The sequence below is a fragment of the Zobellella endophytica genome (assembly GCF_003012775.1).
In the GTDB taxonomy this organism is placed as follows: Bacteria; Pseudomonadota; Gammaproteobacteria; order Enterobacterales; family Aeromonadaceae; genus Oceanimonas; species Oceanimonas endophytica.
On sequence record NZ_PXYG01000001.1, the window covers coordinates 979,598 to 994,599 of the forward strand.

Annotated in this window: 10 protein-coding genes; 4 read left to right on the top strand and 6 right to left on the bottom strand. The window is 62.2% G+C overall.

The window, feature by feature from the left end; genetic code table 11:
• Nucleotides 1-98 precede the first annotated feature (98 nt).
• Nucleotides 99-2,771 (top strand): nidogen-like domain-containing protein, encoded by a 2,673-nt coding sequence (locus C7H85_RS20040; protein ID WP_158260063.1) that lies wholly within the window; start codon nucleotides 99-101, stop codon nucleotides 2,769-2,771.
• A gap of 155 nt (nucleotides 2,772-2,926) precedes the next feature.
• On the top strand, nucleotides 2,927-4,939 hold the full coding sequence (locus C7H85_RS04440; RefSeq protein WP_106728456.1) for a capsular polysaccharide biosynthesis protein: 2,013 nt from the start codon (nucleotides 2,927-2,929) through the stop codon (nucleotides 4,937-4,939).
• A 24-nt stretch (nucleotides 4,940-4,963) separates the two neighbouring features.
• Here C7H85_RS04440 and C7H85_RS04445 read toward each other — a convergent pair whose 3' ends face one another.
• A complete protein-coding gene (locus C7H85_RS04445; RefSeq protein ID WP_106728457.1) occupies nucleotides 4,964-6,691 on the bottom strand; it encodes an SLC13 family permease in 1,728 nt (575 codons plus the stop codon).
• 1,007 nt (nucleotides 6,692-7,698) lie between these two features.
• Between C7H85_RS04445 and cysD the strand changes: the two genes are divergently transcribed.
• A complete protein-coding gene (gene cysD / locus C7H85_RS04450) occupies nucleotides 7,699-8,598 on the top strand; it encodes a sulfate adenylyltransferase subunit CysD (protein ID WP_106728642.1) in 900 nt (299 codons plus the stop codon).
• Nucleotides 8,598-10,505, top strand: a complete 1,908-nt coding sequence (gene cysN / locus C7H85_RS04455) for a sulfate adenylyltransferase subunit CysN (RefSeq protein WP_106728458.1) — start codon at nucleotides 8,598-8,600, stop codon at nucleotides 10,503-10,505. Before cysD ends, cysN begins: the two co-directional genes overlap by 1 nt.
• Before the next feature lie 302 nt (nucleotides 10,506-10,807).
• Here the strand turns inward: cysN and C7H85_RS04460 are convergent, their stop codons facing one another.
• From C7H85_RS04460 to prmB, 5 genes are all read right to left on the bottom strand, one after another.
• On the bottom strand, nucleotides 10,808-11,101 hold the full coding sequence (locus C7H85_RS04460) for a YfcL family protein (protein WP_106728459.1): 294 nt from the start codon (nucleotides 11,099-11,101) through the stop codon (nucleotides 10,808-10,810).
• A complete protein-coding gene (locus C7H85_RS04465; protein WP_106728460.1) occupies nucleotides 11,102-12,226 on the bottom strand; it encodes an ATP-NAD kinase family protein in 1,125 nt (374 codons plus the stop codon). It abuts the gene before it with no gap.
• A 9-nt stretch (nucleotides 12,227-12,235) separates the two neighbouring features.
• A complete protein-coding gene (locus tag C7H85_RS04470; RefSeq protein WP_106728461.1) occupies nucleotides 12,236-12,766 on the bottom strand; it encodes an elongation factor P hydroxylase in 531 nt (176 codons plus the stop codon).
• Nucleotides 12,767-12,934: 168 nt separating this feature from the next.
• Complete coding sequence (gene aroC, locus C7H85_RS04475) at nucleotides 12,935-14,017, bottom strand: chorismate synthase (RefSeq protein ID WP_106728462.1); 1,083 nt, start codon at nucleotides 14,015-14,017, stop codon at nucleotides 12,935-12,937.
• A gap of 23 nt (nucleotides 14,018-14,040) precedes the next feature.
• Nucleotides 14,041-14,961 carry a 50S ribosomal protein L3 N(5)-glutamine methyltransferase gene (prmB, locus tag C7H85_RS04480; RefSeq protein ID WP_106728463.1) on the bottom strand — a complete coding sequence of 307 codons (921 nt, stop codon included), beginning with the start codon at nucleotides 14,959-14,961 and terminating at the stop codon, nucleotides 14,041-14,043.
• Between the last annotated feature and the right edge of the window lie 41 nt (nucleotides 14,962-15,002).

Here is a 15,002-nt window from a genome sequence, read left to right on the forward strand (position 1 = left end):
GAACGTAAAGCCTATGCTGAACAAACAGTTACGCACAGCCTTTGTTGTCGTTTTCTGGGCGTATATGGATATCTAAAGCACTCTCGGAGAGCATGACTATGCAGCTTATCAGTAACTTGGGTGGCGCATCCGGATTTGGTGAAAATTTCATCAATCGTAATGATGACGGCTCGGCCTCTAATATCGATATTACCCCGACATTCGGTGACGGCGGGCTGAATTTTTTTGGTACCAGTTACACCACTATTTCCATCAACAACAATGGCAACGTCACTTTCGGCAATTTCGGGCTTTCGTCCTTCACTCCCTGGGGGATGCAGGATGTAACCAGTTACCCGATGATAGCCGCTTTCTTTGCCGATGTTGATACCCGAGGGTTCAACACAAATGTCTTGGGGCCGGACGCCGTCGAAGCGACCCCTGGAGGTACGTCAACCGGATCCAACCTGGTCTGGTACCACCTGGATAACACTGACAACGGTTCTTTGACCATTACCTGGGATGACGTGGGCTACTACAGTCAGGCCACCGACAAGCTGAATGCCTTTCAGATGAGACTCACGGGTACTGGCAACGGCAATTTCAGCATCGAGTTTCGCTATGAGGACATCAACTGGACCACTGGAAGCGCTTCCGGGGGAACGGACGGGCTGGGAGGAACCATTGCCCGCGCCGGCTTTACCGCCGGTGACGGCGTCAACTATTTCGAACTGCCCCAGTCCGGCAATCAGGGTGCCATGCTGGATCTCGAAGACAGCCTCGGAAATACCGGCCAGAGTGGACGCTATGTGTTTTCCTCCGTGGGAGGCGGTGATACCGACGATATCGTGCGTGGCACCGCCGGTAACGATATCCTGAATGGCGGACTGGGCAACGACGTTCTTCGCGGACTCGCCGGCAATGATTTTCTGGACGGTGGTGCCGGCAACAACACCCTGTATGGCGGACTGGGCAACGATATCTTCTTTGTTCGTTCTACAGGAGATAGCGTTATCGAAAACCTGGGTGAAGGGACAGATACGGTCCAGACATCGGCCAGCTATACCTTGCCTAATCATGTAGAAAATTTGATCCTGACTGGCAACGACCATATTGATGCAACTGGTAACGGCCTGAACAACATGCTGGTGAGCAACCAGGGCGATAATGTGCTGGATGGAAGAGGTGGCAACGATACGGTATCGTATGAGAATTCCCGTTCCGCCGTATCCGTGTCACTGGCCGACAGTTTTCCCCAGTTCACCGGTGATGGTTTTGACACCCTGATTGCCATGGAAAACCTGCGGGGCTCCGTTTTCAACGATACCTTGACCGGCGACGCCGGCAATAACACCCTCAATGGATTGAGCGGAGCCGATACCATGGCCGGTGGCGCTGGTCACGATCTCTACATGCTCGATCATATCGACGATACGGTAATCGAACAGGTAGGTGAAGGTATCGATACCGTTCATGCGTTGCTCGGTTATTCTCTGGCCGAACATGTTGAAAACCTGGTACTGACCGGACAGGATGCCGTCGATGGCACGGGTAACGGACTCAACAATCGGCTTACCGGCAATGGCGCCGCCAACCGCCTCAATGGCGGTGCCGGCCGGGACACCCTGACCGGCAACGGTGGCAACGATGTGTTGCTGGGTGGCACGGGCAACGATACCCTCGTGGGAGGAGCCGGTAATGATACCCTCAACGGCGGAATGGGTGCCGATACCCTGCGTGGTGGCATCGGCAGAGACACCTATTGGGTCGATAACCCCAACGACAGGGTGGCTGAACTGGCCGGCCAGGGCATAGACCTGGTCCGTGCCACCATCACCCATACCCTTGCCAGCAACGTGGAAAATCTGGTACTGGCCGGCAACCGCGCCATCAACGGCAACGGCAACGCCCTGGCCAACCGCCTCACCGGCAATGGTGCCGCCAACCGTCTGGCGGGCGGTGCCGGCAATGATACCCTGGTTGGCAACAGCGGCAACGATGTGCTGCTGGGCGGTGCGGGCAACGATACCCTCGTGGGAGGAGCCGGCCAGGATACCCTCAACGGCGGAATGGGTGCCGATACCCTGCGTGGTGGTACCGGCAACGATGTCTATCAGGCCGATAATGTCAACGACCGGGTAGTCGAGTTGGCCGGCCAGGGCATAGACCTGGTCCGTGCCACCATCACCCACACCCTTGCCGGCAACGTGGAAAACCTGGTACTGGCCGGCAACCGCGCCATCAACGGCAACGGCAACGCCCTGGCCAACCGCCTCACCGGCAATGGCGCCGCCAACCGCCTTAATGGCGGCGCTGGAAACGACAACCTGACCGGCCTCGCCGGTAATGATGTGCTGCTGGGAGGAGCCGGTAGTGATGCCCTATCGGGAGGCCTAGGCCATGATTCGCTCAACGGCGGTGCGGGTAGCGATATGCTGGTCGGTGGTCTCGGCCGCGATATCCTCGCCGGCGGCCTGGGGGCGGACAGGTTCCGCTTTAGCCGGCCTGCCGAAGGTGATGATACCATCAGCGATTTCACCTCGGGGGTCGATACCATTCAGGTCGTGAGCCGCAACTTTGCCGGTATGGCGACGGGAAGGCTCGCTCCCTCCCGCCTGATAGCCGACGGAACCACAGCCGCCAGCGGGAACGCCGTCTTCCTGTATAACCAGGATTCAGGTGTATTGTCTTTCGACAGTGACGGCAACAGTGGTGCGGCCGCCGTGCACATTGCGACCCTCACCGGCCGGAAACAGCTGCTGGCTTCGGATATTCAGGTGATCAGCGGCTAGGTCACCTGGCATGGAGGGAGCCCAGACCGGACGTTCTGCCGGCTGGCGACCTCCTTCTCGGTCGATGGGAGCGCATCGCGCTCCCATCTCGAGGTGAGCTTGGTTTATGATTCAGGCATAATAGGCACCATTGCTCATTTTGTATTTAGCACCCTATGCTTTTAACCACATCCCGTGGTATCTGGCGGCAACGCCGGGCACTCGACCGCTTCCTTGCTCCCCTGACTCTCACCAGGCATGACAATGCCACACTCCACGCCGTGGTCGGCTGGGGCATGAAGCCCAATACCGAACAGGCTCGCCAACTCGCCGCAGCGAAAGGGCTCCCTTTCTGGCAGCTGGAAGACGGCTTTATCGGCTATATCGGACATCCGGCCCGGGGCGCAACCCGGCTTTCGTTGATCGTGGATGACGTCGGCATCTACTACGACGCCACCAAACCGAGCCAACTGGAACACTGGCTGTCGGACATCAGTTGGTGGAGCGAGGACTGGCACCACAGAGCCGCTGCGGTACGGGCAACACTGATCACCCAGGGCATCACGAAATACAACTGCTATGACGACACCCGGCTCCCTCCCGAGGTGGCCGCCAAGTTGGATATGAGCCGTTCCAGAGTACTGCTTGTCGATCAAACGAAGGGAGATCAGTCCGTCCGTCTCGGGCTGGCCGACGAGCGGAGCTTTACCGACATGATATCGGCCGCCAGGTCGGAAAACCCCGGCGCTCAGCTGCTGATACGAACCCACCCCGATGTCATGCTGGGCAAAAAACAGGGATATCTGACCGCGATGGCCGGAGATGATGTCGTCCTCCTCGCCGAATCCATGAATCCTTTCGCGATCATGCCGGCGGTAGACAAGGTATACACAGTCACCTCCCAGCTGGGATTCGAAGCCCTGCTCTGCGGTAAGCCGGTGGTCTGCTTCGGCGCTCCTTTTTATGCCGGTTGGGGGCTGACGGATGACAGGGTGAGGATAGCAAGGCGCGGCGAGCAAAGGACGCTCGAACAGCTCCTGGCGGCAGCCTACCTTCGTTATTGCCGCTATATCGACCCCGTCACGGAGCAACCCTGCACCCTGGAAGAGCTCATCGACCTGATACTGGTGCAACGCCCTCCCCAGCCGAAACTGGACAGCATCACCGCCGTTGGCTTCTCATTATGGAAACGGAGTTTTGTGCAGATTTTTGCACTGAGATATGCCGGAAACGTGACGTTCTCAAGCAGGCTCCCACCCTCATCCGCAGCGCTTGTCTGGGGAAGAAAGGGTAACGGAGCAACATGCGACGACCATGCGCTGTGGCGCATGGAAGACGGTTTTTTACGCTCGGTGGGGCTGGGCTCGGATCTGCGCCGGCCCGGCTCCCTGGTGATCGACAACAAGGGCATCTATTACGATCCCCGCACCCCCAGCGCCCTGGAAGACTACCTGGCCGGCCATGACTTCAGCGCACACGAGCTGGCGCTCGGTGAACGGCTGGTGACCCATTTCCGGGAGCAGGCGCTGACCAAATACAACGTGGGCCGCCAGGTGCCGCTTGCCTGGCGCCGGCAGGCCGGCCAACGCCCTGTCATCCTGGTGCCCGGCCAGGTGGACGACGACGCCTCCATTCTGCTGGGCAGCCCGTTCGTGAAAGGCAATGCCGCCCTGCTGCAGGCGGTGCGCGAAGCGCATCCCGATGCCTTTATCGTGTTCAAGCCCCATCCCGACGTGGTGAGCGGCAATCGCCAGGGCCAGGTGCCCGCCGACATCCTGGCCCGCTGTACGGACGCGGTGGAAACCGGCGCCGGCATCGTGGCCTGCCTGGACGAGTGCGATGCGGTACATACCCTCACCTCCCTCACCGGGCTGGAAGCGCTGATCCGCTGCAAGCCGGTCACGGTGTGGGGACAGCCCTTTTACGCCGGCTGGGGGCTGACCGAAGACCAGTACCCGGTCGCGCGCCGGGGCCGCGCCCTGCCCCTCGCCGCCCTGGTGTATGCCACCTACGCCTGGTATCCCACCTATGTGGATTACCCCACCGGGCTGTACAGCACCCCCCTGCGCATGGCCTGGCGACTGGCCCGGGAGCGGGAGTCCGCGCGGGAGCCGGCCGGTCCGGTACTGGGCTGGCTGCACCGGCGCGGACGCAAGCTGCGGTTCTTGTGGGAGGCCTTGAAGGGGTAAAACGGGCCGCGGTGCGGCCCGCCGTCAAAACGGAAATACCACGGGCACCAGTAGGATGACCCCGGCGGAGTACAGCAGGCTGACCGGCAGGCCGGTCTTCAGGTAGTCCACCATGCGGTAACGGCCGGGTGAGTACACCATCAGGTGGGTCTGGTAGCCGAAGGGCACCATGAAGCAGGCGCTGGCGCCGAAGGCCACCGCCATGATGAACGGCAGCGGCTCGGCGCCGAACGCCTGGGCGGTGGACAGGCCGATGGGAAACGCCAGGGCGGCGGCGGCATTGTTGGTCACCGTTTCGGTCAGGATCAGGGTGATCAGGTAGACCCCCACGAAGGCGCCGAACACGCCGTAACCGTCGAACAGCTGGCGCATGAAGTCGGCCACCAGCTGTGCCGCACCGGAGCCTTCCAGCGCCTTGGCCACGGTCAGGGCCGAGCCGATGATCAGCATCAGCTCGAACGGAAACCGCCGGCGCAGCTCGCTCACGGTCAGGATCCGGGTCAGCAGCAGCGCGGCCAGCAGCATCAGCAGCCCGTTCAGCAGGGGCACCAGCCCGAATGCCGCCAGGCCGATCACGGCGCCGAACCCGCTGAAGGCGAGCAGGCTCTGGCGGTTGCTGAGCTTGGGCCTGAGCAGGGTGCCGTTCAGCACATGGAAGTTGCGATCGATGTTGCGGTGCTGGGTAAAGTCGGCGCCCACCGCCAGCAGCAGGCTGTCGCCCACCTTCAGCGGTATCTGTCCCAGCTGGCCGGTGAGCCTTCTTTCCCCCCGGCGGATCCCCACCACCCCGGCGTTGAACATGGTGCGAAAGTCCACCTCCTGCAGGGTGCGCTTGGCCAGCTCCGACTCGTTGGAGATCACCACCTCCACCAGGTTGGAGGCCAGCAGGTTGTCCGCCTGGGCGCCGAATACCTGCACCCCGGCAAAACGCTGCAGTGCCTGTACCTTCTCCACTTCCCCGGTAAACACCAGCACGTCATCCTGCTGCAGCACCTCGTCCGGCGACACCGGGGTGATCAGCCGGCCCTGGCGCACAATTTCCAGCAGGAAGAGTCCGTCCAGGCTGCGCATGTTGTTGTCTTCGATGCTCTTGCCGATCAGCGGCGAGCCGACCATCACCTGGGCCTCGAGGAAGTAGGCCTGGGACACTTCCTTGTCCTGCACGTTGTTCTTCGGCAGCAGCCGGGCGCTCAGCAACAGCCCGAACAGGCACAGCAGCGCCACCGGCACCCCCACCAGTGCAAACTGGAACATGCCGAGCGGCGGCAGCCCCGCATCCACCACGAAGGAGTTCACCACCAGGTTGGTGGAGGTACCCACCAGGGTGGTGATGCCGCCAAGAATGGACGCATAGGACAGCGGGATCAGCAGGCGCGACGCAGGAATATAGCGCTGACGCGAAATCACCCCGAGCAGGGAGCCGACCACCGCCGTGTTGTTCAGAAACGCCGACAGGGTGGCGGTCACCCCCATCAGCCGCAGGCTGGCCAGGGTCTCCTTGCCCTTGAGCAAGACATCGGAAAAGCGGTCGAGCAGTGGCGAGCGCTCCAGCGCCAGCGACACCAGCATCAGCACCAGCAGGGTGATCAGGGCCGGGTTGGAATAGCTGGACAGCATGGCCTTTTCATCCACGATACCGCACAGCAGGTAACCCACCGACCAGCTGCTGAACAACACCGCCGGAGAAAAACGGCCGTGGATCAGCAACGCCAGCAATGCCCCTACAGAGAGTAATACCCACCAGGCTGTCATATATAACTACTCGCTATTTAAACAGTGCTGTTATTCTACTTATATATTTAATAAACTGACATCCATTGAGCGATGATTTTTCGATGAGCGGTCTGAGAGCCGCGTGGTAACTGGGTTTGGCAAAGAAAGAGAGTATTAAACATTTATCGCCACAAGCACTGAACGAACGCCGCCGCAAGGCGGTGCAGATGCGCCTGGACGGTGCCACCCTGGCCGAAACCGCGGCGACGACCGGGCTCAGCAACCCGACCATCATCGCCGCCTACAAGGCGTTCGTGGCCGGCGGCTGGCAGGCGATAGACGTGAAGCCCCGCGGCCGCCCCAAGGGCGAAGGCCGGGTGCTGACGGCCGCCCAGGAGCAACAGCTTTGCGCCGTGCTGTACCGGCGGTTGCCGGAGCAGGTGGCGCCGGCGTCCGCCCTGTGGCAGGGGGCCGTGGTCAATGACTGGGCCCGGCACCATACCGGGGTTTCCCTCACCGAGCGAACCCTGAGCCGTTATCTGGAACGCTGGCAACTGGATGCCGAGCCCGCCCGGGCCGGTTTCGAGCGCCACGCGACCCGCCTGCAGCAGCAGTGGCTCAGGCACGCCCTGCCGGACATCGAAGCGCAGGCGGAGCGGGACGGCGGCCTGGTGCTGTGGGCGGGGTTGCGCACCCTGCCCGCCCTCGACGACGCGCCGGAACGCTGCCAGTTGTTCGTGCACTCGCCCCGAGGCCGGCTACTGTGGTGGCTGAGTGCCAGGCCGGCCAAGGCCGACGACTTCATCGCGTTTTTCAGTCGTCTTACCCGAGAGTTTGACCGTAAAATCTACCTGATTTTACGGGGTTGCGATATCAGTTCGGTTGCTCCCATCACCCATTGGCTGGCCGGGCAGCAGAACAAACTGGTGGTGTTTCACCCGACGTCCAGGTTGCTGGCGGCGGGCACCCCCTTTACCAGCAAGACGGATCAGCGCACGCAGGTGCCGCGTCCGGCTCCTGTTTTACCTGAAACAACGAGGAACTCCATGAACCTTACTCACCTGCAACGGCTCGAAGCCGAGAGTATCCATATTATGCGGGAAGTAGTGGCCGAGGCCGAAAACCCGGTCATGCTCTACTCCATCGGTAAAGACAGCGCCGTGATGCTGCACCTGGCAATGAAGGCCTTCTATCCTTCTGTGCCGCCGTTCCCGCTGCTGCACGTGGATACCCGCTGGAAATTCCGCGAGATGTACAGCTTCCGCGACCAGATGGCGGAAAAACTGGGCATGGACCTGCTGGTGCATGTCAATCCCGAAGCCATCGAGAAGGACATCAACCCCTTCACCCACGGCTCCGCCATCCACACCGACATCACCAAGACCGAGGGCCTGAAGCAGGCGCTGGACAAGTACGGTTTCGATGCCGCCTTCGGCGGTGCCCGCCGCGACGAGGAAAAATCCCGGGCCAAGGAGCGTATCTTCTCCTTCCGCACCGCCCAGCATCGTTGGGATCCCAAGAGCCAGCGTCCCGAGCTGTGGAAACTGTACAACGCCCGCAAGCACAAGGGCGAGTCGATCCGGGTGTTCCCGCTGTCCAACTGGACCGAGCTCGACATCTGGCAATATATCCACCTCGAGAACATTCCCATCGTGCCGCTGTATTATTCCGCCGAGCGTCCGGTGGTGGAGCGCGACGGTACCCTGATCATGGTGGACGACGAGCGCATGCCGCTGAAAGAAGGCGAAGTGCCGATGATGAAGAAGGTGCGCTTCCGCACCCTGGGCTGCTACCCGCTCACCGGTGCCGTGGAGTCCGAGGCCGACACCCTGCCCGCCATCATCCAGGAAATGCTGCTCACCAAGACCTCCGAGCGTCAGGGCCGGATGATCGACCACGATTCCGCCGCTTCCATGGAAAAGAAAAAACAAGAGGGTTACTTCTAATGGCGCACCAATCCGACCTGATTGCCACCGATATCGAGCAATACCTGAAGCAGCATGAGCACAAGAGCCTGCTGCGCTTCATCACCTGCGGCAGCGTGGACGACGGCAAAAGCACCCTGATCGGCCGCCTGCTGTTCGAATCCAAGATGCTGTTCGAAGACCAGCTCGCCGCCATGGAAGCGGATTCCAAGAAATGGGGCACCCAGGGTGACGACATCGACTTCGCCCTGCTGGTGGACGGCCTGGCCGCCGAGCGCGAGCAGGGCATCACCATCGACGTGGCCTATCGCTTCTTCTCCACCGACAAGCGCAAGTTTATCGTGGCCGACACCCCCGGACACGAGCAGTACACCCGCAACATGGTGACCGGCGCCTCCACCGCCGACGCCGCCATCCTGATGGTCGACGCGCGCAAGGGTATCCTCACCCAGACCCGCCGCCACAGCTACCTGATGTCGCTGCTCGGTATCCGCCACATCGTCGTCGCCATCAACAAGATGGATCTGGTGGGCTATTCCGAGAAGACCTTCCGCTCCATCGTCGAGGACTACAGCAAGTTCGCCGAGCAACTGGGACTGAAACAGATCACCTATATCCCCATGTCGGCGTTCAAGGGTGACAACATCATCACCCACAGCGACAACATGCCCTGGTACCACGGCACCACCCTGATGGGCTACCTGGAAACCGTGGAAATCGACGACACCCGCATGCAGAAGCAGGCCTTCCGCCTGCCGGTGCAGTGGGTCAACCGCCCCAACCTGGACTTCCGTGGTTTCTCCGGCACCATCGCCAGCGGCGTGGTCAAGCCCGGCGACCGCATCCGGGTGCAGCCTTCCGGCAAGGAAAGCCACGTGGCCCGTATCGTGGTGCACGGCGGCGACCTGCCCCAGGGCGTGGCCGGCCAGTCGGTGACCCTGACCCTGACCGACGAAATCGATATCTCCCGCGGCGACGTCATCTCCACCGCCGAAGAGCCGGCGCAGACCGCCGACCAGTTCGAGACCACCCTGGTGTGGATGCACGAAGACGCCATGCTGCCGGGCCGGCCCTACCTGCTGAAGATCGGCACCAAGACGGTGACCGCCACCGTGACCGACATCAAGTACCAGGTCAACGTCAATACCCTGGAGCACACCGCCGCCAAGAAGCTGGAGCTGAATGCCATCGGCATCTGCAACATCAGCCTGGACCGGGGCATCGCCTTCGACGACTACCAGCACAACAAGGACACCGGCGGTTTCATCCTGATCGACCGGCTGACCAACAACACCGTCGCCGCCGGCATGCTGCACTTCTCCCTGCGTCGCAGCCAGAACATCCACATGCAGCACGTGGACGTGAACAAGGATGCCCGCGCCCTGACCAAGGGGCAGAAGCCGGCGGTACTGTGGTTCACCGGCCTGTCCGGTGCCGGCAAGTCGACCATCGCCAACCTGGTGGAGAAAAAGCTGCACGCCCAGGGCCGCCACACCTACCTGCTGGACGGCGACAACGTGCGCCACGGCCTGAACAAGGATCTGGGCTTTACCGATACCGACCGGGTGGAGAACATCCGCCGGGTAGCGGAAGTGTCCAGGCTGATGGTGGACGCGGGCCTTATCGTGCTCACCGCCTTTATCTCGCCGTTCCGCTCCGAGCGCCGCCTGGCGCGGGATCTGCTGGAAGACGGCGAGTTCATCGAGGTGTTCGTGGACACCCCGCTGGCGGTGGCCGAGGATCGTGACGTGAAGGGCCTGTACAAAAAGGCGCGCCGCGGCGAGCTGAAGAACTTCACCGGCATCGACTCCGCCTACGAGCAGCCGGAAGAGCCTGAAATTCGCCTGGATACCACCAGCCTCAGCGCCGAAGCCGCCGCCGACGAGGTGATCGAGATCCTCAAGCGCCGGGGCGTGATCCTGGACTAAGCCCCCAGGGGATCCGGTGCAACCGCTGCAGGGGGTCGAATTTATTCGACCCTCCTATCCCAAACCCGGTGCCGGGTGCGGGATTGGTCCATTGAAATGGACCCTACAAAGGACCCGACGGCAGACACGCCGCCTGCTGTAGGGGCGAATTTATTCGCCCTCCTATCCCAAACCCGGTGCCGGGTGCGGGATTGGTCCATTGAAATGGACCCTATGGCAGACCCGGCGTAAGCCGGCAAATAAATGCAAAAGGCCGGCGCCTTCACAGGCGCCGGCCTTTCTTTTTTTGTGCCTTGTCCCGCTTATTCGGCGGCAGCGGCCTGCTCCACCTTGTCCACCAGCTTGTGCCAGAATCCCAGCACCAGTTTTTGATCGTCGTCGTTCAGCTCACCGCTCAGGATGGCCTGGTTGAGGCTGGTTTTCACCCGGGCTTTCACGTCCCGGAGGTGGTTGCGCCCGGCGATTTCGCTCTGGGCCACCGCCAGGGTGATATGTCCGCGCAGGTAACCGCCGGCAAACAGCTGATCGTCACTGGCCTCGGCCACCTGACCGTCGATCTCCGCCAGCAGCAGCCGTTCAAATTCAAAAATATTCATTTATTCCGCCTCGTCTTCCGGGTTTGCCACCCGGACCAGAACTTCATCATGATAGCCAGTGATCACCCGCATCAGGCCGCCGAGTTCACGGTCCAGTCCAGGATCATTGGTGTCCACTCGCAGCGGGCGCCCATGGAGCGAATTCAGCTTTGCCTTGGTCGCCAGCAGCCAGATATTGTCGCGCCCCACGGCCTTGATCACCTCGGGGCTGAGCTGCTGATTGCCACGGCCAAAAATATGGCCCTGGCCCCCGATCAGGGTGATCACCAGCTTGCATTGCTTGTCCCTGATTTGGTCATACAGGCTCCTGGCGTCCAGATCCGAGACGACCAGCCGTTTCCGGTACACCAGATCCACGCCCAGCAGGGTGTTCTCCAGCCCGAGCCGCTCCATCACCGCCGCCACCGTGGTGCCCGAGCCCATGATATACCAGGTATCGTCGTCCATCCGCTCGATAATGTCGTCGGCGATGTCGGTGAGCACCAGCTCGGCGGACTCCTTGCCGGCCACCTTCACCGCCTGTACGTAGCTGAGCTCGCCGGGGATCAGCATTTCGCCGTAACGGCGGGCACGCACCCGGCCTTCGCGGAAGGCGGCCTCGTCGATGTCCATCACCTCGGCCGCCATCAGGCTGACCGGCTCGCCGCGCACCAGCCTGGCCAGCAGCCGGCCGGTGCCGGCGGGGGTGACCCCGTACACCCCGGAGTGGATCTTCACCCCGGCGGGGATGCCGAGCACGCAAAGGTGTTCCGGCACTTCGGCGCAGATGTCCCGGGCGGTACCGTCGCCGCCGGCAAACAGCAGCAGATCGATGCCCCGCTGCACCAGCAGCGGCACCGCCTGGTGGGTGTCCCCGGCGGTGGTCGGGTTGCCCGGCCGGTAGCAGATCTCGAACGGCAGCCCGAGGGTGCGGCATACCGTTTCACCCATGTCGCCGGCCACGGTATAGATGCGGACATGGTCCTTCAGCGCCACCAGCTCCGCCAGCGCCAGGCTGCTTCGCTGCAGGGCGCGCGGCTCGGCACCCAGGGCCCGGGCCTGCTCGGCCATGCCGTCGCTGCCTTTCAGCGCCACTGTGCCGCCCAGTCCCGCCAGCGGGTTGATAATCAGACCTATCTTGAACATTGCTGCCTCTCAGTTAACGCTGAAGTCCGCCGCCGTCAGCGGCACTCGCCGGTAATGTCGCTGCAAGGCCGCCATGAACACCCGGGCCCGGGGCGGGAATCCGTCCGCCAGGTAATGCAGCGCCTGCTCCCGCACCCGGGCCCTGAAGGCATGACGATCCGGCTCCGCGCTGCCATTCAGGTTGTCGCAACTGACATTGAAGGGAAAACCGCAGCTGAGCGACAACGCCCATTCGATGGCCTGGGGCTTGACCTCCACCGCCTCGAAGGCGCCCTGGGCCTCGGCGTCCCGGCCGTCCGGATGGTACCAGTAGCCATAGTCCAGCTGCCGGCGGCGCGCCTCCCCCGCCAGCAGCCAGTGGGCCACCTCATGCAGGGCGCTGGCGAAAAAACCATGAGCGAAAATAATGCGATGATACGCCACCTGGCCGTCGGCCGGCAGGTAGATGGGTTCATCGTCGCCCAGCTCGAGGCGGGTATTGTACGTGTCGGCGAAGCTCTGGTTAAACAGGGAAATCAGATCCCGGTAGCAAAATGACATAATAAAAGCGGCCCTCGATTCAGGGCCGCCATTTTACCCGGCTGAAGGGGGTACACAAGAGGCGTTCGTTGTAGGGGTTTAATGGAACCGTTCCGGCCTTTAGCATAGCCGTAAAGTCCATTTCAATGGACCGTTCCGACACCACGGCTTGGTCGACTGAAGTCGGCCCTACAGTTTGGGCGTGCTGGTGACGACCTCGGCGTTTTGCGCCCGGTTCAGCAGCAGGTGATCGAGCAGCACTATGGCCAGCATGGCTTCGGCGATGGGCACGGCACGGATGCCGACGCAGGGGTCGTGGCGGCCGCGGGTCACCATTTCGGTGGGGTTGCCGTGCACGTCGATGGTCTTGCCCGGCACCATGATGCTGGAGGTCGGCTTGAGCGCGATGCTGGCGACAATATCCTGGCCGCTGGAAATGCCACCCAATACCCCACCCGCATGATTGCTGGTAAAGCCCTCGGGGGTCAGCTCGTCCCGGTGCTCGGAGCCTTTCTGCTCCACCACCGCGAAACCGTCGCCGATCTCCACCCCCTTGACCGCGTTGATGCTCATCAGGGCATGGGCGATGTCGGCGTCCAGCCGATCGAACACCGGCTCGCCCAGGCCCACGGGCACGCCCCTGGCCACCACCTGGATCTTGGCGCCGATGGAGTTGCCCTCTTTTTTCAGCTCGCGCATGTAGTCGTCGAGTTGCTCCAGCTTGTCCGCATCGGCGAAGAAGAAGGGATTGGTCTCGATGATGCCCTGATCGAAGGCTTCCGCCTTGATCGGCCCGAGCTGGGTCAGGTGGGCGAAGATGGACACCCCGAAGCGGGCCAGCACCTTCTTGGCGATGGCCCCGGCCGCCACCCGCATGGCGGTTTCCCGCGCCGAGGACCGGCCGCCGCCGCGATAATCGCGAACACCGTATTTCTGGTGATAGGTATAATCCGCATGACCCGGCCGGAACAGGTCCTTGATGGCGGAGTAATCCTGGGAGCGCTGATCGGTGTTTTCGATCAGCAGGCCGATGGAGGTGCCGGTGGTCTTGCCTTCGAACACCCCGCTCAGGATTTTCACCTGGTCCGCTTCCCGCCGCTGGGTGGTAAAACGGGAGGTGCCGGGCTTGCGCCGGTCCAGATCCTGCTGCAAATCCTCCTCGCCGAGCTCCAGCCCGGGCGGCACGCCGTCCACCACCGCGCCCAATGCCGGGCCGTGGCTTTCACCGAAGGTAGATACACGAAAGAGGGTTCCGATACTGTTCCCTGCCATTGATTCGTTTCCTTTATGTGAGATTAAAACTGTTCCCGGAAGGGCAGCAGATCGCGCCGGCTGATCACGAAGACACCGTGGCCGCCATGTTCGAACTCGACCCAGGACAGGGGCAATTCGGGATAGGCGAACTCCAGGTGGATCTGGCTGTTGCCCACTTCCACCACCAGCACACCGTCGTCGGTGAGGAAGTCGCAGGCCTGGGCCAGCAGGCGGCGGGTGAAGTCCAGGCCGTCGCTGCCGGACGCCAGCGCCAGCTCCGGTTCGTGGCGGAACTCGTCGGGCAGATCGCTCATGTCCTCGTCGTCCACGTAGGGCGGATTGGCCACGATCAAATCATACCTGTCGCCCGCCGGCAGGGCCGAAAACAGGTCGGACTCGATGGGAATGACCTGCTGCTCCAGGCCGTGGTTCTGGATATTGATCTCCGCCACGTCCAGCGCTTCGCGGGAAATGTCGAGGGCATCCACCTCCGCCTCGGGGAAGGCGTGGGCCAGGGCGATGGCGATGCAGGCGGAGCCGGTGCACAGGTCCATGATGCGCCGGGGCTCGTGGGCCAGCCAGGGGGCGAAACGCTGCTCGATCAGCTCGGCGATGGGTGAACGGGGGATCAGCACCCGCTCGTCCACATAGAACTCGTAGCCGGCGAACCAGGCGGTTTGGGTGATATAGGGGGTGGGCACGCGCTGCTCGACCCGCAGCTTGAGCGCCTCCAGCAATTGCCGGCGCTCGGCCGGCAGCAGGCGGGCATCGCGCACCTGGGGCGGGCTGTCCTGCGGCAGGTGTAACAGAGGCAGGATCAGCTGTACCGCTTCATCCCAGGCATTGTCGGTGCCGTGGCCGTAAAACAGCCCGGCCTGCTGAAAACGGCTGACGGAAAACCGCAGCCAGTCGCCTATGGTGTGCAGCTCGGTGAGCGCCTCATCATGAAAAAGCGTGTCCAAAACCCCTCCGCCTCGATAAAATGGCTGTTTTTGAATAATCG

What these genes read in the sequence shown, in the direction of transcription:
- C7H85_RS20040 (WP_158260063.1), top strand. Translation starts at nt 99, where the DNA reads ATGCAGCTTATCAGTAACTTGGGTGGCGCATCCGGATTTGGTGAAAAT.
- C7H85_RS04440 (WP_106728456.1), top strand. Translation starts at nt 2,927, where the DNA reads ATGCTTTTAACCACATCCCGTGGTATCTGGCGGCAACGCCGGGCACTC.
- C7H85_RS04445 (WP_106728457.1), bottom strand. Translation starts at nt 6,691, where the DNA reads ATGACAGCCTGGTGGGTATTACTCTCTGTAGGGGCATTGCTGGCGTTG.
- cysD (WP_106728642.1), top strand. Translation starts at nt 7,699, where the DNA reads ATGAACCTTACTCACCTGCAACGGCTCGAAGCCGAGAGTATCCATATT.
- cysN (WP_106728458.1), top strand. Translation starts at nt 8,598, where the DNA reads ATGGCGCACCAATCCGACCTGATTGCCACCGATATCGAGCAATACCTG.
- C7H85_RS04460 (WP_106728459.1), bottom strand. Translation starts at nt 11,101, where the DNA reads ATGAATATTTTTGAATTTGAACGGCTGCTGCTGGCGGAGATCGACGGT.
- C7H85_RS04465 (WP_106728460.1), bottom strand. Translation starts at nt 12,226, where the DNA reads ATGTTCAAGATAGGTCTGATTATCAACCCGCTGGCGGGACTGGGCGGC.
- C7H85_RS04470 (WP_106728461.1), bottom strand. Translation starts at nt 12,766, where the DNA reads ATGTCATTTTGCTACCGGGATCTGATTTCCCTGTTTAACCAGAGCTTC.
- aroC (WP_106728462.1), bottom strand. Translation starts at nt 14,017, where the DNA reads ATGGCAGGGAACAGTATCGGAACCCTCTTTCGTGTATCTACCTTCGGT.